We start from the raw sequence: 16,738 nt of genomic DNA on the forward strand, positions 1-16,738 counted from the left end.
GGTTGGTTTGGCGATTGACATTATACCAGAAAAGGGAGGTCAATGCTCTTTTTATTTGCAAACCTCCGAAAAATCAAGGTAAAACGTAACTTTTACAATAAAAAACGAAGGTAGTTTTGACACTACCAGACTATATAAGGAGGTCAGAAAAATGAAACCCGGTGTATCTTTTGAACAGATAAAAGCTGATCTTATAAAAGATGAGGAATTTAGAATAGAATATGAAAAACTAAAGCCCAGATATGAAGCAATAGAACAGGTTATCAGGGCAAGAAAAGAGCAGAATATCACTCAGGCAGAACTTGCCAGAAGAGTCGGTACACAAAAAAGTAATATTTCACGATTTGAAAGCGGAAATTATAATCCCTCTTTAGATTTCCTGATAAAAATTGCTGAGTCACTTGGAAAAAATATTGAAATTCGACTTATATAGCGGTGAGGTAAATTCTATAAAAATTCACTTATGATCGGGGACAGTGAGAAATTCTTTCTCTTCTGTCCCCCTGCTATTTTAAACTTTAGTCCAAATGAATGTGCTTGACCGTACGCCATTTTTAATTTGGCCCTACGCCATTTTACTCCATTTTTTGCTATAAAATATAACAAAATATGATAAAAAACTTAAAATTCACTTTTCTGAAAATCCCCTAAAGTCCGCCTTAAAACGGTGTCCCGTACAGGTCATACGGTGTCACCTGATATACATAGTAATTCAGCCAGTTCGTATACAGGTTGTTGGCGTGGGCTCTCCATGTAAGCACCGGCTTGTTCTCCGGATCGTCGTCCGGGTAATAGTTCTCCGGAACCTGAGGGTTGATCCCCTTCCCCATATCACGCTTATACTCAGAATCAAGCGTCACTCTGTCATACTCGGGGTGTCCCATTACAAAGATCTGGCGTCCCTCTTCTGCCATGCACAGAAACACACCGGCCTGAATGGAATCGGCCAGAATCGTGATTCTCTCATCCGCTTCGAGTAGTTCCTGGGGAACCTCCGTATACCGGGAATGCGGTGCCATGAACACATCATCAAACCCGCGTACAAGCGGAATCTTGCGGTTTCTCACTCTGTGGCGGTACACGCCGGAGAGCTTTTTCGGAAGTTCCCTCTTGTTGATTCCGTAATGATAGTAAATTCCTGCCTGAGCGCCCCAGCACAGATGCAGGGTAGACGTCACGTTCGTCTTCGTCCACTCCATGATCTCTTCCAGTTCCTCCCAGTAATCCACTTCCTCAAAAGGCATCCTCTCAACCGGGGCTCCGGTAATGATAAAACCGTCGAACTTTTTGTCGCGGATGCTCTCAAAAGGCTCATAAAACTTGTAAATATGGCTTGTGGACGTGTTTTTTGAGACATGGCTTGTCATCCGCACAAAGGTCACGTCCACCTGAAGGGGCGTGTTGGAAAGCGACCGGAGAATCTGAAGCTCCGTATCTTCTTTAAGCGGCATCAGGTTGAGCAGTCCGATGCTGATGGGACGGATATCCTGATGTGCTGCCCGGTATTCGTCCATCACAAATATATTTTCCTGTTCCAGTATCTCCTTTACCGGGAGATCGTTCTGTACACGAATCGGCATGATTTCATCTCCATTTCTATGTATTCCCCCATTATCCAAAAGAGGGTGCCGCCTCCGCAATATAATCCGGGGCATTTTTGACAGCCGGCCCGCCCGCCGACATGCAGATATAGAAATTATAACGCTGCACGTATTCTTCCGTCAACAGGAAACCACCGATCAGTAAACAGGCGGCAGCAAAAAGAATGTACCGCTCAATCATCTGATTGGATGATTTTGCGGTACCCTCTTCTTTTCTATTCTTCTTTTCTATTTTTCAGATTTTGCTTCATCCGCAGTGGCACTGAAATGTCGCACACTCTGTCCCGGATGCCTCCACGGCTCCGCCGCCCTCAACGCTGATCTTGCCCGCGTGGCACTGGCAGTTGTCGTTGTACATGCAGTTTGTCGCCTTGCAGTCAACACCTGACATATCGGAAGCCTCTTTCATCGAATTCATGGAATTCGTATAAGTCCCTTCCTTTCTCTCCTGAAAGCTGTCGCAGCATGTCTCCTGCGGATTCTTCGCATTCGCTCCGCCTACCTGAATCGAGTCAAGATCACAGAGAAACTTCTGGTTGTGTACGCATGTCTGAACCGTACATTTTAATTCCGGCATAATGATACCTCCTCTTTCTACAGATTCGATATCATTATTTCCCCGCCGCGCGGATTTTATACACCTTCCTGCTCCGTACACGGTCTTATCAATACGCAGCGTACTTCCGCTCGGTCAGATCTGCACCCGCGCCCTGTCCGGATGTTCTCCCGACCAGCCCGCCTGAGGCATTGTTGCAAGTTTCCACATGTCTTCCTCTTCCAGCTCAAAGGAAAACAGATCCAGATTCTCTTTCATCCGGTCCACAGACGACGCCTTGGGAAGGGGAATGATCCCTCTCTGCTGGGCGAATTTCAGACAGATTCTTGCAGGAGAAACGCCGTACTTCTCAGAAAGTTCGAGAACAAGCGGCTCTTCAAGCACTCTCCTGCGTCCGATGGGACTCCATGCCTGGACAAGGATTCCCCGGTCCTGACAGTATCTCACCGTCACTTCCTGACTGTAGCCCGGATGATACTCGATCTGATTAACCATCGGTTTGATCCGGCAGCCGCTGACAAGATTTTCGATGTGATGGGGAAGGAAATTGCTCAGGCCGACAGCGCGCACACGTCCGGAATCATACAGCTCCTCCAGCGCCCGCCACGTCTCTTTGTCCAGTTCTTTCCAGTCCGCATATCCAGCTTCCGGCAGCGGCCAGTGGATGAGATACAGATCCAGATAATCGGTTTTCAGATTTTCAAGCGTGCGCTCAAACGCCTCTTTTGCGTTCTCGTATCCCATCTCTGTCTTCCACAGCTTGCTCGCTATAAAAAACTCTTCCCTCGGAATGCCGCTTGACTCAATCGCTTCGGCGACATACGTCTCCGTCTCGTAAAACGATGCCGTGTCAAAATAACGGTATCCCGCATCGATGGCCATCTTCAGCACTTCCGCGCTTTTTCCGTCGGCTGCCTTGTAAGTCCCGAATCCCACTGACGGAATCTCTACTCCATTTTTCAGTGTGTACATTTTTTCATTTTTCATTTGGGAGTTCCTCCTGTTTTATCAAAAAATCTATCAGTTCATCAGTCCGTCCAGCCACACTTTGATAACCGCAAAAAATTCTCGCATCAGATAGTTGGGCTGAAACACCGGATTGGCTCCTGCCGGGAGCAGGCAGATTTTCCGGTATCCCTCCTGCCGGGCGATCACCGATGCCCGGTAAATATGAAAATTGTTTGTCACAATCCCGACTGTGTCCTTTTCTCTGTCGAGAAACTCTGAACTGAATTTCAGATTTTCCCTCGTGGACACAGAACGGTCTTCCTCAAATATTCTGTTTCCGCTGATCCCAAGCGCCGCCAGGTAAGCCGCCATTGCACGGGCCTCGGAAATCTCTTCTCCCGGTCCCTGCCCTCCGGAGACAATCACTCCTGCGCGGGGATGCTCCATCAGATACGTGTGCGCCAGATCCAGACGGCGCTTCAGAGAATCTGTGACGCGCCTTCCCCTGACCTGCGCGCCCAGCACGATAATCCAGTCTGCATCACCTGTAAAACGCGTCCGCATCGCCCGGATCACTCTGATCTCCACCGCAGCGAAGGCAAGCCAGCACGCCGCGCAGATCCATCCCAGTATATGGTATGTATGCGCAGAAAACGGCGCACACCCGCAGATCAGGTGTACGCCGCCAGCCATTACCCAAAACAGGGCAAACGTCGATCTCAGCCTGTGCGTGTAGAGCGCGAGAACGAAATAGTACAGGATAAAAACTGTTCCTGTGATCAGAAAATAAGCTCTCATTTACGCATTTCTTCCACAGCACATCTTATATTTCTTCCCGCTTCCGCACGGACACGGATCATTTCTTCCGATCTTCTTTCCCTTGCGGATTGTGCCGGATGCTTTCTGCTCTCTGTAGAGACGTTTTCTCGTCTCCTCATCAAAGATCTTCTCCCACTGGGGCAGTCCATACAGCCAGTCTGCCTTTGCGTCCACCATGTTCTTATACAGTTTTTCCTTGTCGAACACAAGGGTTACCGCAGTCTCCTCGGTCATCGTCTCAATGGGGTTCGGTACTTTAAGGCTGTCGTTGATGCCGTCAAGAAAACCTACCATCGTCATGACATCCTGTCCATACTTTTCGGCGAGTTCTCTGACAGTTCCTCTTACTTCCACATCAGGATCTTCCAGAAGCTGCTCGTAGATTTCTTTCTCAATTGCAAAATATTTTGCCCAGAATTTCTCAAGCTGATCTCTCGAGAGGGATCTGTCATATGCAATGCCGCGCCACTGGTCAAGTAAACTTTTTTCGCTCATTGTGTCTTATGCTCCTTTATCATAAAAATCCGTCGCTGATTATTATATACCAATTTCTGTTTGCCGTAAACAGTAATTTTCGCTATACTGTAGTTATCCGCTCCTGTCAGGGACACATGTGCTCCTGCCGGAGGAAAGCCGCGCCGGTATACTCCGGCGCTTCGGCATATCAGTTAATACGGAGGGATTTTTCATGAAAAATATAAAACGCATCCTCGCACTGATCGGCGCAGTACTTCTGATTGTTCTCTATCTGAGCACGCTTGTGTTCGCACTGACGGATTCCCCGGCAGCCACCGGACTGCTGCGCGCTTCCATCGCGGCCACAATCCTTGTTCCGGTTCTTCTCTATGCCTATATTCTGGTGGCACGCCTGATTAAAGACCGCAGCCGGGATGACGACGTCCCGGATTCTTCAGACATAAAGTAACTCCGCCAGTCTCAGTGCGTCCGCAGGTTCCGGAGTGAAACTCTTTTCCTCCGGAACTTTGCGCCTTTTAAGCGCTTGTCTCCTTTTCAGGTATTCTTCCATCGATATCATGTTTTCTATTTTTCCCCTGCTGTCCTGACGCATAAAATACCTCCTTTCCAATTTCCCAGCTCTATATTCTATGTGTAGTCCGGCAGAATTATGACAGGAATTTTCCCGGAGAATCTTTTCTTTTTTCGCTGTCCGCACATTTCCGAAAACGCAGAATGCCGCAGAGTTTCCAGCTTCTTCGCCAAATCACTCTGCGGCACTGCTTTCCCACGATTATTTCATCGTGCTGCCTTTCCCTGTTTTCTTTTCCGTACGGACTGACTCTCTGTCCGCATTTTCGTACTTTATACCTGAATTTTTATGCTTTACTTCAAAGCAGATTCACGGTAGATGATATCGTCACGTCCCGGACCGTTGCTGATCATCGTAAACGGATAGCCGACTTCTTTCTCGATAAACTCGATATAATTGCGGCAGTTCTCCGGAAGTTCCTCGTATTTGCGGATTCCGCGGATATTGCTCTTCCATCCCGGAAGTTTCTTCAGAACCGGTTTTGCCTTCTTAAGAAGACTTGTCACCGGGAATTCTGTCGTGATCTCTCCGTCGATCTCATAGCCAATGCACACCGGAATCTCATCGAGGTATCCGAGTACATCCAGAACCGTAAACGCCACATCCGTCGTTCCCTGCATCCTGCATCCGTACTTGGACGCAACACAGTCAAACCAGCCCACGCGTCTCGGACGTCCTGTCGTAGCTCCATATTCACCGCCGTCACCGCCGCGGTGTCTCAACTCTTCTGCCTCGTCGCCAAAGATCTCGCTTACAAACTCCCCGGCCCCTACCGCACTTGAGTATGCCTTGCACACAGTGACAATCTGTCCGATCTCATAGGGCGGAATACCTGCGCCGATTGCGCCGTATCCTGCCAGTGTGGAAGATGATGTTACCATCGGATAAATCCCGTGATCCGGATCTTTCAGAGAGCCGAGCTGACCCTCCAGAAGGATATTCTTTCCCTCTTTCAGCGCATTGTGAAGGTAAAGTGACACATCACATACATAAGGCGCGACCATCTCGCGGTAACTTACAAGCTCTTTATATAACTCATCAGGATCGATCAATGGTTTGTGGTAAAGATGCTCAAGCAGTACATTTTTCTGTTCTGCAACACGCGCAGCCTTCTCCCGGAGCAGTTCATCGTCAAAAAGTTCGCTTACCTGGAAGCCGATCTTCGCATACTTGTCCGAATAGAACGGCGCAATTCCGGATTTTGTGGAACCAAACGACTTTCCTCCGAGACGCTCTTCCTCATAAGCGTCGAAGTTTTTGTGATAGGACATCACAATCTGTGCCCTGTCAGAGACAAGGATCTTCGGTTCCGGAACGCCCTTATCCACAATTGATTTGATCTCATTGAAGAGCACCGGGATGTCGAGAGCCACGCCGTTGCCGATAATGCTCGTCGTATGTCCGTAGAACACTCCGGACGGCAGTGTGTGCAGCGCAAATTTGCCGTAATCGTTCACGATTGTGTGGCCTGCGTTCGCTCCCCCCTGAAAACGGACGATGATATCTGCCTCTTTCGCAAGCATATCTGTAATCTTGCCTTTTCCCTCATCGCCCCAGTTTGCACCTACTACTGCTTTTACCATTTTTATTCCTCCTGCGTAACGTGCTTTGTAGAATATTCTGTGCTGCCCTTTTGCAGCTGCCTTTAGAATTATACTATAATTTTCTTCTTATGTAAAATATTATTTCCTGTTTTTGAGGTTAGTATTGTAATTAAAAGGAAAAAGTATTAGAATAAAAACCAAATCGTAACAGTCCAGCCCGCGCCATTTGCAAAGCCGTACTTGCGTGCTTGCCGCGGCTTCCTGTAACAGAAAGGAGAACTTACATTGAAAAAACTTGCCAAATGGTTCAGTATCTTCGCTGTCATCGGAGCGGCGATCGGACTTATTGTCGCATATTTCTTCAAAAATCGTTCCGACAGCGTGGATGAAACCGAATCTGATCTTACCGAAGACGAAGACTTTGACCTTGACGCAGATCTGCAGCCCGCTGGCCGGGAATACGTCTCTTTAAACAGGAACTCCGAAGAGGCTTCCGCAGCAGAGGACGAAACACCGGAAAAAGCGGACGATAAAAAGGATGGCGGGAACTCCGCCGCGGCAGAAAATGATACAGAAGACAAATAACAGACCAAAACGGCCGGAATACACGGACACACGAATATAACAACGAAGTCCCGTTCCGGCCGTTTATTCTAGTTTTTCCACGCCTCGCCCAGAAGGCGGACCGCATCTTTGATCTTATCCTCCGTCATGTTGGCATATCCGAGCAGAATCACCGTTTCACCCGAAAGACCGTTTTCTTTTTCGTTCTCCCCGTCCACATAGTAACCGGACAGTCCGTATACTTTCACACCTTTTCCTGCGGCAAGCCGGATCAGCTCTTCCTCTCTTCTTCCATCACGGAAATGAAGCAGAAGATGCACTCCGGCATTCTCTCCGGAGACCGCACACGGAAGCTTTTCCTCTTTCAGCGCCTGCAGAAGCGTATCATGCCGGCTCCGGTACAGCGCTCTCATCTTGTTTAAGTGCCTCTCGTAATATCCGTCCGCAATAAAATGTTCCAGAATAAGCTGGTCCACTTTGGAGACGGTGGAACTGATAAATCCACACCGCTCCCTGTACTGTGCAAGAAACCTCTCCGGCAGGACAAGATAACTCATCCGGATCGCCGGAGCGATCGACTTGGAAAACGTCCCGATATAGATCACCCTGCCGTTTCCGTCATATCCCTGCAGCGCGGGGATCGGTTTCCCTTTGTAGCGGAACTCGCTGTCGTAATCGTCCTCGATGATATACCTCTCCTCCGCCTCGTTCGCCCAGGCAAGCAGATCCAGCCGCCTTTGAATCGGCATCACGGTTCCCAGAGGGTACTGGTGAGACGGCATAACAAAGGCAATATCCGCGCCGGATGCGCGCAGACCGTCCACGCGCATCCCTTTTTCATCCATATCGACCGTACAGACCTCAAACGAAAGATTGGAAAAGACACGGTAAGCCTGGCGGTAAGTCGGGTTTTCAAGCGCAACCCTATGCCCGGTTCCAAGCACCGCACACAGAAGCATCATAAGATAGTCGTTTCCCGCACCCACAACAATCTGATCCGGGGTACAGTTCACCCCGCGTGCCTGATACAGGTAGTTGCTGATAGCATTTCTCAAGCCATACTCTCCCTGCGGATCTCCAAGCCGGAACAATTCTGCCCGGTCATCACTTAAGCACTCCCGGGAAAGCTTTCTCCACGCATTGTAGGGAAAGCTTTTCAGATCGACCCCGTTCGGGGTAAAGTCATAGCTGTATTTTTTCTCCGTTTTTTTGCCGTTTCCCACACTGTGGGAATCCGGCTTTTTAATCTGATACAGGCCGTCAATCTGCGCCGCAAAAAAACCTTTGTACGGTCTCGACTCGATATATCCTTCGGAGAGAAGCTGTTCATACGCAAGCTCCACCGTACTTCTGCTCACGTCCAGATGCCTGCTTAAGGCTCTTGTGGAAGGGAGCCTCTCCCCGCTTGAAATCCTGCCGTTTCGGATGTCTTCTCTGATATACTCATAAATCTGCTCGTAGAGTGGAGTCCTGTCCCCGGATTTTAAGTTGATAGTCAGCTCATACATGGTTTATCCGATCTCTTCTCTGTACTTATCCGCTCTTGTCTTCTTATCAGGTCAGTTCTTCGGAAGCTTAAAGGAGCTCTTAAGCGACACAATTCTGTTGAATACAAGGTGATCCGGTGCAGAATCATGCGCGTCGATGCAGTAATACCCGTTGCGCACAAACTGGAAGCTGTCATAGGCTCCCGCGCCTTCAAAGCTCGGTTCAACCATGGCATTCCCGATCACTTTCAGGGAATCCGGATTCAGATTCAGGGAACCGTCCTCCTTATTGTAAACACCCTTCTCCTCATCGATCAGGTTCTCATACAGTCTGACTTCCGCCTTCTGCGCATACGCCGCCGGCACCCAGTGGATCGTTCCTTTCACTTTTCTTCCGGTAAATCCGCTGCCTGCCTTTGTCTCGGGATCATAGGTGCAGTGCACTGTCGTCACATTTCCGTTTTCGTCCTTCTCAAAACTTACACATTTCACAAAGTACGCGTGCATCAGACGAACTTCGTTGCCCGGGAAGAGACGGAAATACTTCTTCGGCGGCTCCTCCATGAAATCCTCTCTCTCAATATAAAGCTCACGTCCGAACGGAACCTTTCTGTATCCCAGCTCCTCGTTCTCCAGGTTGTTCGCCACATCCAGATACTCTGTCTCTCCCTCCGGATAGTTGTCGATGACAAGTTTGATCGGATCAAGCACCGCCATCATACGCGGTTTCTTCATCTTCAGATCCTCGCGGATGCAGTATTCAAGCATGGCATAATCAACCGAGCTCTGCGCTTTGGACACGCCGCACATGTCAATAAACATCTTGATGGACTCCGGCGTAAAGCCTCTTCTGCGCAGCGCCGCAATGGACACAAGGCGCGGGTCATCCCAGCCGTCCACAATGCCGTCCTCCACGAGCTTTTTGATATAGCGCTTTCCTGTTACCACATTGGTAAGATAAAGCTTTGCAAACTCAATCTGTCTCGGCGGGTTTTCAAACTCGCACTCCCGTACCACCCAGTCGTAAAGCGGACGGTGATCCTCAAACTCCAGCGTACAGATCGAATGGGTGATTCCCTCAATGGCGTCCTCAATCGGATGAGCGAAATCGTACATCGGGTAAATACACCACTTATCTCCTGTATTGTGGTGGGTCATGTGAGCCACGCGGTACAGAATCGGATCTCTCATGTTGATGTTCGGGGAAGCCATGTCGATCTTCGCCCGGAGCACCTTCTCGCCGTCTTTATATTTTCCGTCGCGCATCTCCTCAAAGAGTCTTAAATTCTCCTCCACAGAGCGGTTCCGGTAGGGGCTTTCCTTTCCCGGTTCCGTCAGCGTTCCGCGATATTCACGCATCTCCTCCGCGGTCAGGTCGCAGACGAATGCCTTTCCCTTTTTAATCAGCTTCACCGCGCACTCATACATCTGGTCAAAATAGTCGGAGGCAAAGTACAGGTGCTCTCCCCAATCCGCGCCCAGCCACTGGATATCCTCTTTGATGGAATCCACAAATTCCATCTTCTCCTTCGTCGGGTTCGTATCGTCAAATCTCATATGGAACGTGCCGCCGTACTCCTGTGCCAGGCCGTAATTTAAAAGAATAGACTTGGCATGTCCGATGTGAAGATATCCGTTCGGCTCCGGCGGGAAGCGGGTGCATACGTGATCATATACGCCTTCCGCAAGATCTTTGTCGATCTCCTGCTCAATAAAATTCTTTGATACAGCTTCGTTTTCCATTGTTTCCTCCTCTAAAAGCACAAATCATTCGTGGTAATTTGATAAAATCAAAATATTCATGAAAACTATCTTACCATAAAATGAAAATGACCACAAGAGCCGGAATAAAAGGAGTTTCATGGAATAAGAGGAGTTCCTCGGGCTGGACTTTACCCCCAGGTTGCCGTGGCCGCCGCCGGATCGTTTTTCCTGAACTCGGCCTTTCCTCTCTCAAAATACTTTCCGACTCCCGCCAGCAGGCCGGCATAATAGATACAGAGCAGCGGATCCGCATCCGGATGCTCATGCCTGAAGTCATAGTCCTGCACCCCGATGAACATCGTATGCGACGCTTTCCAGTCTCTCTCCAGAAGAGGATATAAATCTTCGATGTCATCACATCCCATACAGAAGAAAAGCTCAATATTGTTCTTCATTGTGTCAAAGTACCGGCAAAAATACGGGAGTTCATCCCGCTCCATCTCACGGATAAACTCTGTCAGATGATACAGGTTATCCTTCAAATCCCTTAGTTCCTCTCTTCCTATTATCATACTTTTTCCTCCGGCCCGGACCGTGAGACACCACTTGTATTGTTTCAGTATATCATAAAGGCGAAAATATTACAGGAAATGACAGGAATCATTGCTCTTTGATATAATTTAGACAAACATCTCTTCCATTTCTCTTCTTTTTCTCTTCTTTTTAAACACTCATCCTCACTTTAGCTCTTGACAATCCGGTATACCATGGTGTATATTAATTTTTGCGTGTGAAACAGCACACGACAGGCTACCTTGGCGCAGTCGGTAGCGCGCATCCTTGGTAAGGATGAGGTCGGCGGTTCAAGTCCGCTAGGTAGCTTAAAAAAGAACTCCTGACAGTCAGGAGTTCTTTTCATTTCTGTCTTTGCATCTGCCAGCAGAAATTTCTCTTGCATTTCATCCGTATCGTGGTATGATTATCAGTAATGGGGCATTGGCGCAGCTGGGAGCGCGCCACACTGGCAGTGTGGAGGTCACGGGTTCGAATCCCGTATGCTCCATTTTTCTTGTCAGGATTGCAGCTGTGCTGACAGCTCCTCATACCATCCTTCTGTCTCCTGCGCATCCCGGCTGTTGGCAAACACCGTCATATCTTCCAGCTTTATTTCCAGTATGGGTGTGTATTTCTTATAAATGAACATCATGCACTTTCCCGTACTTTTTCCCCTGAAATGTCCGATATCCACCTTTTCGGTATCGCCGCCGTTTGTCTTTGTAAATTTATCATCCGGCATCGATTCAATCAGCGATACCGAACGGATCTCTTCTTCCTCAAATTCACAGGAATAGCCTGCCGCCTCAAAAGAATACGTTCCCTCATTCCCGGCAAAGACAACCTCTGCATTGTCAAAGGCGGCCAGAATGCTGAACACCCATACGACGAGCGCCGCACACGAGACAGTTATTACCGTTGTGAAAATAATAACTGCCCGCTTTACTCCGGGCCGTCCGAAATTCGTAGTGTAATTCATACTGTTGAACCGGTCCTGAACAAGAATGCGGCGGTCGTTCGGGTTATTGTACCAGCCGTATTTCCAGTATTCATCATCATCCACATAAAAGGGCGACGGATCTGCTTCCAGCAGTTCCTTTCTTTTTCCCACAGAACGGATGACCGGTACGAGAAATCCGGCCGCAGCAATCGTGATAAGCAGCCCGTAAATGAGGTATTCAAAGCCGCTCAGTTCCGGCCCCGCGAAAAAGTACCCTGCAGACATCCAGATCCAGGCGATTCCGTTCAGCCAAGAGGCCGCAGTACAGCCTTCCGTCCAGGCCCGCTTTGTCAGACGGTTTACCGCCAGATTGACCTCTGTGCGCTCACTGTATACACGGTTGGGCGCACGCGTAATCCAGATGTGGAACACCAGAAACAGAACGCAGACGCCGACTCCCGATCCATACAGAGCCCATATCACCAGCATCTCACCGGAAGACATCCTGTATTTTCCCTGCGTCCCCCAGACGAGAAACACTGTCAGTGCAGTCAGAATAAGAATCGGAAGGTGATATTTCCAGTCCAGGACGAGCTTCTCCGCCGCCGCGGACACAGCTGTATCAATTCGCACAATCCGCTTTCTGCTCTCATCGATCCATCCGTGATCCAGCTTGATCCGGTACATCCGGCGGTGAGGCACAATAATCAGATACTCCAGCCCCAAAATATACTCGGCAATCCAGATCATCCACACAAGGATAAATACCGTAAAATTCCAGAAACACAGAAAGCAGATCAGCAGACTGACCGCAAAGTTCACCGCCTGAAAGCGTTTCCAGTTTTTCACACTTCTGCTGCACAGATCGCTCACTTCCGGATGACTGACACACTCCGGCGGAATGTGAACTCCGAGCACCATTCCTTCCCGGTACTCTCCCTGCTTTCCGTAGGTATACCAGCAGATCGGCACAATCATAAGATCACAGATTATAAAAACAATAAACAGAATCAGAGCCATAATTACGCCTCACTTCCCGCCGGATGCATCGTCTGGAACATTTCCTCACAGATCCTGAGAAATTCTTTCTTGTCCATCCCTTTTAAGCTGGCTTCCGCAGATAAAAGTTCCAGCTCCGCCTCCAGTTTTTCGCGAAATCTCTCTTCCGCATGCTGTACCGGACAGACTGTTGCGCCCTTCCTCCGGTCAATTTCAATAAACCCTTCCGTCTTCAGAATCTGATACGTCTTATTGACCGTCATACTGTTTACGCCCGCATCCTGGGCCATCTGGCGCACAGACGGCAGTGTTTCTCCGGCTTTCAGCTCCCCTCTTCCGATCCCGGTGACAATCTGATTGCGCAGCTGCACATAGATCGGAACCGTACTGCTCATATCAAGTGAGATAATCACACGCATCGCCTCCCGTTTATAAGTATCATCTGTATTATTAATTATAATACAGATGATACTTATGTCAAGAAGAAACACAAAAATCATTGAAACAGAGCGAAAGCGATGCCTGTGAGGGATATTGTAATCCACAGTACGCGGACACTTATTCAGCCAGAATTTCTTCCGGCAAATCATCCCCTATTTTCTTTTATCATCTCCCGGATCGCCTCCACGGCAACCCGGATCGCGTTCTCCGTATCATGCGCCTGCGCATTCGGAAGGCCCTGTCGCTCCCGCTCCTGATTTGCCACCACGAGGAACACAGATCCCACCTTTACACGCCGGTATGCCCCCGCGATGAAGAGCGCAGCAGATTCCATTTCCGAAGCCAGACACCCCATCTTCATCCAGGCACCCCACTTCTGTATCAGCTCATACCCCGCCGGATGCTTTTCCGGCTGATGCTGCCCGTAGAAGGAATCCTTGCACTGCACGACTCCGGTATGGTATACGGCTCCGGTCTTCTGCGCTGCGCGTACAAGCGCGTTTGTCACTTCGAGATCCGGAACAGCAGGGTACTCGATGGGAGCATACTCTCTGCTTGTTCCTTCCATCCGGACCGCTCCGGTGGCAATCACGAGATCACCGCCGCACACTTCCGTCTGCATTCCCCCGCATGTTCCGACTCTGATAAACGTATCTGCCCCGCAGTTGGTCAGCTCTTCCAGAGCAATTGAGGCAGACGGGCCGCCGATGCCCGTACTTGTAACACTTACCTTTTCCCCCTCAAGAATGCCGGTATACGTGACAAATTCCCGGCTGTCTGCCACAAGAACCGGATCATCGAAAAATTCCGCTATCTTTTTACACCGTTTCGGATCACCGGGAAGAATCACGTATTTTCCCACTTCTCCCTCGCGCACGCCGATATGGTACTGATATCCTGCGCCCTCTGTGTAGTCTACCATCTTTTTCGCCTCCTCTGAACAAACCCGGACTCCGTTTATACTCCGCTCTGCTTTACGATCTTCACGATGCGGCTCGTCCCCAGCCTGTCTGCTCCGAGACGTAAGAATTCTTCCGCATCCTCCATGGAGGAAATGCCTCCCGCGGCCTTGATCTTCACATCCGCGCCCACATTCTCCTTAAACAGCCTGACGTCGTCAAATGTGGCGCCGTCTCCGCCAAAGCCCGTGGACGTCTTGATATAGTCCGCCTTTGCGGATGTCACGATCTCACACATCTTTTCCTTTTCTTCCTCTGTGAGAAAGCACGTTTCAATAATGACCTTGAGTATTTTGCCCTCGCAGGCAGCTCTCACTGCTCTGATCTCGTTCTCGACAAGGTCATATTTTTTATCTTTAAGCCATCCGACATTGATTACCATGTCGATCTCATCTGCACCGTTTTTCACCGCGTCTTCGGTCTCAAACACCTTTGCCGAAGTCGTATTATACCCGTTCGGGAAACCGATCACCGTGCAGACTGCCGTCTTTCCGTTCACATATTCTTTGGCCTGCGCCACATAAGACGGCGGAATGCAGACAGACGCGGTCTGATATTTCACTCCGTCGTCGCAGATCGCCCTGATCTCGTCCCACGTGGCCGTCTGAGACAGCAGAGTATGATCCACATGTTTTAAAATTTCTTCCGTGTTCATCTTTCTTTTCCTCCTCTCTGATCTGTCTTTGTCGTTTCAGCATGTACTGCTGTTTTCTTCCGGCTGCTTTTTCTTGCTGTTCAGCTTAAATCCGAGCGGTGTCAGTTCCTCCAGGGTAAAAATCCGGTACTCTTTCCGCCCCTGTGCCAGTATGATCTGAAAATCCGGCCGGCAGAATTCCAGCATCACCTGCCTGCACACGCCGCAGGGCGGACAGAGCTCATGGGGCTCCTCTCCCTCGGGTGCGCCGGCGATGCATATCGCCTTAAAGTCCTTCTCCCCTTCACTGACCGCTTTGAAAATCGCCGTGCGCTCCGCGCAGTTTCCCGGGCTGTACGCCCCGTTCTCAATATTGCATCCCGTGTATGTTTTCCCGTTCTCCGTCAAAAGAGCTGCCCCGACGCGAAAACGGGAATAGGGCGCATAGGAAAACTTCCGCTGTTCAAACGCCGTGCCGATCAGTCTGAATATTATATTTTCATCCAGCATAACGATACATTCCCTTCTTTCCGGACTCACAGTTTCTCTGAATCAAGCAAAATTGTAAACGGCCCGTCGTTTACAAGACTTACTTCCATCACAGCCCCAAAACGGCCTGTCTGAACTTCAGGAACCGACTTTCTGCACTCGCTGATAATATACTCATACAGCGCCTCTGCCTTATCCGGAGCACCTGCTTCGATGAAGCTTGGACGGTTTCCTTTTCTGCAGTTCGCATAGAGGGTAAACTGCGATACAAGCAGCAGACTCCCCTTCACGTCCGAGAGAGACAGGTTTGTTTTGCCGTTTTCGTCTTCAAAAATCCGAAGGCCGATCATCTTTTTCACCAGTTTGTCCGCAACCGCCTCGGTGTCGCCGTCAGAGACACCGATCAGCACAAGGTACCCTTTTTCAATCTGGCCGATCGTCTCCCCGTCCACGCGGACAGAAGCCTCTTTTACCCTCTGAATCACAAATCTCATTCTATATGTCCTCCCTCATCTCCGTATTCTGCAGTCTCCCGGTCCATACGTTTCTCTCCGTCCGAGCCGTTCTCTTCATGCATGCCGTACTCTCCCCTGCCCTTTTCGTCCACGCGCAGATGAATCAGCGCGATGACAGCCGCTGTTACAGGAATACTGAATACGATAATCAGATTAATGAGAAACAGAGGCAGTACAGCATACTCTATATCAACAAAAAGTGTCCCCAGCAGATTGAAGAGAGCGTGGGCAAAAACCGTAATCAGAATGCTGTCATAGCGCCATACGAGATAGCCGAAAATAAAGCCCAGGAAAGCAGCGTAAATTCCCTGGATAAGATTCATATGATATATGCCGAAAAATACAGCCTGTATAAGATTCGCCGCCACAAAGCACATCCCGGCCCTTCTCAGATACTGAAAAATAATGCCTCTGAAAATGGTCTCTTCAACAACAGGTGGAAGTACAACCGTAGCTATAAACCAGACAATCGAGTAATTGTTTGCTCCGGAACTTTCCATCATCTGTCCGTATTCCTGCATCGTCTGCGGAGCTAAAAGAGCGATTACAGTCATCAGAATGGTCACTGCATGTTCCAGGGCAAAGATAAGGATAAAGGTCAGGCCAAATCCCACAGGCGTCAGTCTTTTCGTCTGAGCCGTAAGCCAGCCTGAAGTTCCCTGTTTCATAACAAAGGCAAAATAGTACCATAGTACAAATACCGTCCCCACAAGCAGATAGATCATGCAGCTTAACAGGTTTGCATTATCTGTAAGGCACTCATACACTGTGCGGATTCCGTCCGGCCCCAAAAACAGTGTCCCAATAAAATAAGCGCCGGATACAAGCAGATTCTGTGATACAAGAAACAAGACCTCCACGAGAATCAGAACCAGCACTGCCATACCGCAGTTCAAAACTTTTTTCTTCATTTTTCTTTTCTCCTATTCCGGGAG

At 49.2% G+C, this 16,738-nt stretch carries 19 protein-coding genes and 2 tRNA genes; 5 read left to right on the plus strand and 16 right to left on the minus strand.

All coding sequences use genetic code 11. The annotated features are described in order from the left end of the window. Positions 1 to 151: 151 nt before the first annotated feature. Positions 152 to 433, plus strand: coding sequence for a helix-turn-helix transcriptional regulator (locus tag LKD70_RS04640; RefSeq protein WP_227706874.1), 282 nt, complete (start codon positions 152 to 154; stop codon positions 431 to 433). Between the two features lie 226 nt (positions 434 to 659). On the opposite strand, the gene metA is transcribed toward LKD70_RS04640, so the two are convergent. From metA to LKD70_RS04665, 5 genes are all read right to left on the minus strand, one after another. Then, on the minus strand, positions 660 to 1,580 hold the full coding sequence (gene metA, locus LKD70_RS04645) for a homoserine O-acetyltransferase MetA (protein WP_227706875.1): 921 nt from the start codon (positions 1,578 to 1,580) through the stop codon (positions 660 to 662). A gap of 268 nt (positions 1,581 to 1,848) precedes the next feature. Further along, positions 1,849 to 2,178: a DUF1540 domain-containing protein gene (locus LKD70_RS04650; RefSeq protein WP_227706876.1), complete on the minus strand. Its 330-nt coding sequence runs from the start codon at positions 2,176 to 2,178 to the stop codon at positions 1,849 to 1,851. Positions 2,179 to 2,292: 114 nt separating this feature from the next. Next, complete coding sequence (locus LKD70_RS04655) at positions 2,293 to 3,144, minus strand: aldo/keto reductase (RefSeq protein WP_227706877.1); 852 nt, start codon at positions 3,142 to 3,144, stop codon at positions 2,293 to 2,295. A 33-nt stretch (positions 3,145 to 3,177) separates the two neighbouring features. After that, positions 3,178 to 3,903, minus strand: coding sequence for a YdcF family protein (locus tag LKD70_RS04660; RefSeq protein ID WP_227706878.1), 726 nt, complete (start codon positions 3,901 to 3,903; stop codon positions 3,178 to 3,180). Continuing rightward, positions 3,904 to 4,419, minus strand: a complete 516-nt coding sequence (locus LKD70_RS04665; protein ID WP_227706879.1) for an SEC-C metal-binding domain-containing protein — start codon at positions 4,417 to 4,419, stop codon at positions 3,904 to 3,906. A 193-nt stretch (positions 4,420 to 4,612) separates the two neighbouring features. On the opposite strand from LKD70_RS04665, the gene LKD70_RS04670 reads away from it, so the two are divergent. Further along, positions 4,613 to 4,849, plus strand: a complete 237-nt coding sequence (locus tag LKD70_RS04670) for a hypothetical protein (protein ID WP_227706880.1) — start codon at positions 4,613 to 4,615, stop codon at positions 4,847 to 4,849. Between the two features lie 416 nt (positions 4,850 to 5,265). Here the strand turns inward: LKD70_RS04670 and LKD70_RS04675 are convergent, their stop codons facing one another. Further along, positions 5,266 to 6,555, minus strand: coding sequence for an adenylosuccinate synthase (locus tag LKD70_RS04675; RefSeq protein WP_227706881.1), 1,290 nt, complete (start codon positions 6,553 to 6,555; stop codon positions 5,266 to 5,268). A gap of 246 nt (positions 6,556 to 6,801) precedes the next feature. Between LKD70_RS04675 and LKD70_RS04680 the strand changes: the two genes are divergently transcribed. After that, the gene (locus tag LKD70_RS04680) at positions 6,802 to 7,101 is read left to right on the plus strand and encodes a hypothetical protein (RefSeq protein WP_227706882.1); all 300 of its coding nucleotides are present in this window, start codon (positions 6,802 to 6,804) and stop codon (positions 7,099 to 7,101) included. A gap of 68 nt (positions 7,102 to 7,169) precedes the next feature. Here LKD70_RS04680 and pdxR read toward each other — a convergent pair whose 3' ends face one another. The 3 genes from pdxR to LKD70_RS04695 form a co-directional block, all read right to left on the minus strand. After that, on the minus strand, positions 7,170 to 8,588 hold the full coding sequence (gene pdxR, locus LKD70_RS04685) for a MocR-like pyridoxine biosynthesis transcription factor PdxR (protein WP_227706883.1): 1,419 nt from the start codon (positions 8,586 to 8,588) through the stop codon (positions 7,170 to 7,172). A 51-nt stretch (positions 8,589 to 8,639) separates the two neighbouring features. After that, entirely contained in the window at positions 8,640 to 10,310 is a 1,671-nt protein-coding gene (locus LKD70_RS04690) for a glutamine--tRNA ligase/YqeY domain fusion protein (protein WP_227706884.1), read from the minus strand. A gap of 149 nt (positions 10,311 to 10,459) precedes the next feature. Then, on the minus strand, positions 10,460 to 10,843 hold the full coding sequence (locus LKD70_RS04695; RefSeq protein ID WP_227706885.1) for a hypothetical protein: 384 nt from the start codon (positions 10,841 to 10,843) through the stop codon (positions 10,460 to 10,462). A gap of 237 nt (positions 10,844 to 11,080) precedes the next feature. On the opposite strand from LKD70_RS04695, the gene LKD70_RS04700 reads away from it, so the two are divergent. Both LKD70_RS04700 and LKD70_RS04705 read left to right on the plus strand, forming a co-directional pair. Next, positions 11,081 to 11,153, plus strand: a tRNA-Thr gene (locus LKD70_RS04700). 108 nt (positions 11,154 to 11,261) lie between these two features. Then, a tRNA-Ala gene (locus LKD70_RS04705) sits at positions 11,262 to 11,334 on the plus strand. Positions 11,335 to 11,343: 9 nt separating this feature from the next. Here the strand turns inward: LKD70_RS04705 and LKD70_RS04710 are convergent. The 7 genes from LKD70_RS04710 to LKD70_RS04740 form a co-directional block, all read right to left on the minus strand. Continuing rightward, the gene (locus tag LKD70_RS04710) at positions 11,344 to 12,786 is read right to left on the minus strand and encodes a hypothetical protein (protein WP_227706886.1); all 1,443 of its coding nucleotides are present in this window, start codon (positions 12,784 to 12,786) and stop codon (positions 11,344 to 11,346) included. A gap of 2 nt (positions 12,787 to 12,788) precedes the next feature. Next, entirely contained in the window at positions 12,789 to 13,178 is a 390-nt protein-coding gene (locus LKD70_RS04715) for a GntR family transcriptional regulator (protein WP_227706887.1), read from the minus strand. A 173-nt stretch (positions 13,179 to 13,351) separates the two neighbouring features. Further along, positions 13,352 to 14,128 carry a uridine phosphorylase gene (gene udp, locus LKD70_RS04720; RefSeq protein WP_227706888.1) on the minus strand — a complete coding sequence of 259 codons (777 nt, stop codon included), beginning with the start codon at positions 14,126 to 14,128 and terminating at the stop codon, positions 13,352 to 13,354. 35 nt (positions 14,129 to 14,163) lie between these two features. Then, positions 14,164 to 14,820: a deoxyribose-phosphate aldolase gene (gene deoC / locus LKD70_RS04725; protein ID WP_227706889.1), complete on the minus strand. Its 657-nt coding sequence runs from the start codon at positions 14,818 to 14,820 to the stop codon at positions 14,164 to 14,166. Positions 14,821 to 14,856: 36 nt separating this feature from the next. Further along, positions 14,857 to 15,309 carry a cytidine deaminase gene (gene cdd, locus LKD70_RS04730; protein WP_227706995.1) on the minus strand — a complete coding sequence of 151 codons (453 nt, stop codon included), beginning with the start codon at positions 15,307 to 15,309 and terminating at the stop codon, positions 14,857 to 14,859. Positions 15,310 to 15,335: 26 nt separating this feature from the next. Next, positions 15,336 to 15,782 (minus strand): D-aminoacyl-tRNA deacylase, encoded by a 447-nt coding sequence (gene dtd, locus LKD70_RS04735; RefSeq protein WP_227706890.1) that lies wholly within the window; start codon positions 15,780 to 15,782, stop codon positions 15,336 to 15,338. Continuing rightward, positions 15,779 to 16,714, minus strand: a complete 936-nt coding sequence (locus LKD70_RS04740) for a CPBP family intramembrane glutamic endopeptidase (RefSeq protein ID WP_227706891.1) — start codon at positions 16,712 to 16,714, stop codon at positions 15,779 to 15,781. Before LKD70_RS04740 ends, dtd begins: the two co-directional genes overlap by 4 nt. Positions 16,715 to 16,738: the final 24 nt, after the last annotated feature.

The organism is Ruminococcus turbiniformis (assembly GCF_020687545.1).
Lineage (GTDB): Bacteria > Bacillota > Clostridia > Lachnospirales > Lachnospiraceae > Mediterraneibacter > Mediterraneibacter turbiniformis.

Coding starts and splice junctions, on each gene's coding strand:
- LKD70_RS04640 (WP_227706874.1), top strand. CDS start 152: ATGAAACCCGGTGTATCTTTTGAACAGATAAAAGCTGATCTTATAAAA.
- metA (WP_227706875.1), bottom strand. CDS start 1,580: ATGCCGATTCGTGTACAGAACGATCTCCCGGTAAAGGAGATACTGGAA.
- LKD70_RS04650 (WP_227706876.1), bottom strand. CDS start 2,178: ATGCCGGAATTAAAATGTACGGTTCAGACATGCGTACACAACCAGAAG.
- LKD70_RS04655 (WP_227706877.1), bottom strand. CDS start 3,144: ATGAAAAATGAAAAAATGTACACACTGAAAAATGGAGTAGAGATTCCG.
- LKD70_RS04660 (WP_227706878.1), bottom strand. CDS start 3,903: ATGAGAGCTTATTTTCTGATCACAGGAACAGTTTTTATCCTGTACTAT.
- LKD70_RS04665 (WP_227706879.1), bottom strand. CDS start 4,419: ATGAGCGAAAAAAGTTTACTTGACCAGTGGCGCGGCATTGCATATGAC.
- LKD70_RS04670 (WP_227706880.1), top strand. CDS start 4,613: ATGAAAAATATAAAACGCATCCTCGCACTGATCGGCGCAGTACTTCTG.
- LKD70_RS04675 (WP_227706881.1), bottom strand. CDS start 6,555: ATGGTAAAAGCAGTAGTAGGTGCAAACTGGGGCGATGAGGGAAAAGGC.
- pdxR (WP_227706883.1), bottom strand. CDS start 8,588: ATGTATGAGCTGACTATCAACTTAAAATCCGGGGACAGGACTCCACTC.
- LKD70_RS04690 (WP_227706884.1), bottom strand. CDS start 10,310: ATGGAAAACGAAGCTGTATCAAAGAATTTTATTGAGCAGGAGATCGAC.
- LKD70_RS04695 (WP_227706885.1), bottom strand. CDS start 10,843: ATGATAATAGGAAGAGAGGAACTAAGGGATTTGAAGGATAACCTGTAT.
- LKD70_RS04710 (WP_227706886.1), bottom strand. CDS start 12,786: ATGGCTCTGATTCTGTTTATTGTTTTTATAATCTGTGATCTTATGATT.
- udp (WP_227706888.1), bottom strand. CDS start 14,128: ATGGTAGACTACACAGAGGGCGCAGGATATCAGTACCATATCGGCGTG.
- deoC (WP_227706889.1), bottom strand. CDS start 14,820: ATGAACACGGAAGAAATTTTAAAACATGTGGATCATACTCTGCTGTCT.
- cdd (WP_227706995.1), bottom strand. CDS start 15,309: ATGCTGGATGAAAATATAATATTCAGACTGATCGGCACGGCGTTTGAA.
- dtd (WP_227706890.1), bottom strand. CDS start 15,782: ATGAGATTTGTGATTCAGAGGGTAAAAGAGGCTTCTGTCCGCGTGGAC.
- LKD70_RS04740 (WP_227706891.1), bottom strand. CDS start 16,714: ATGAAGAAAAAAGTTTTGAACTGCGGTATGGCAGTGCTGGTTCTGATT.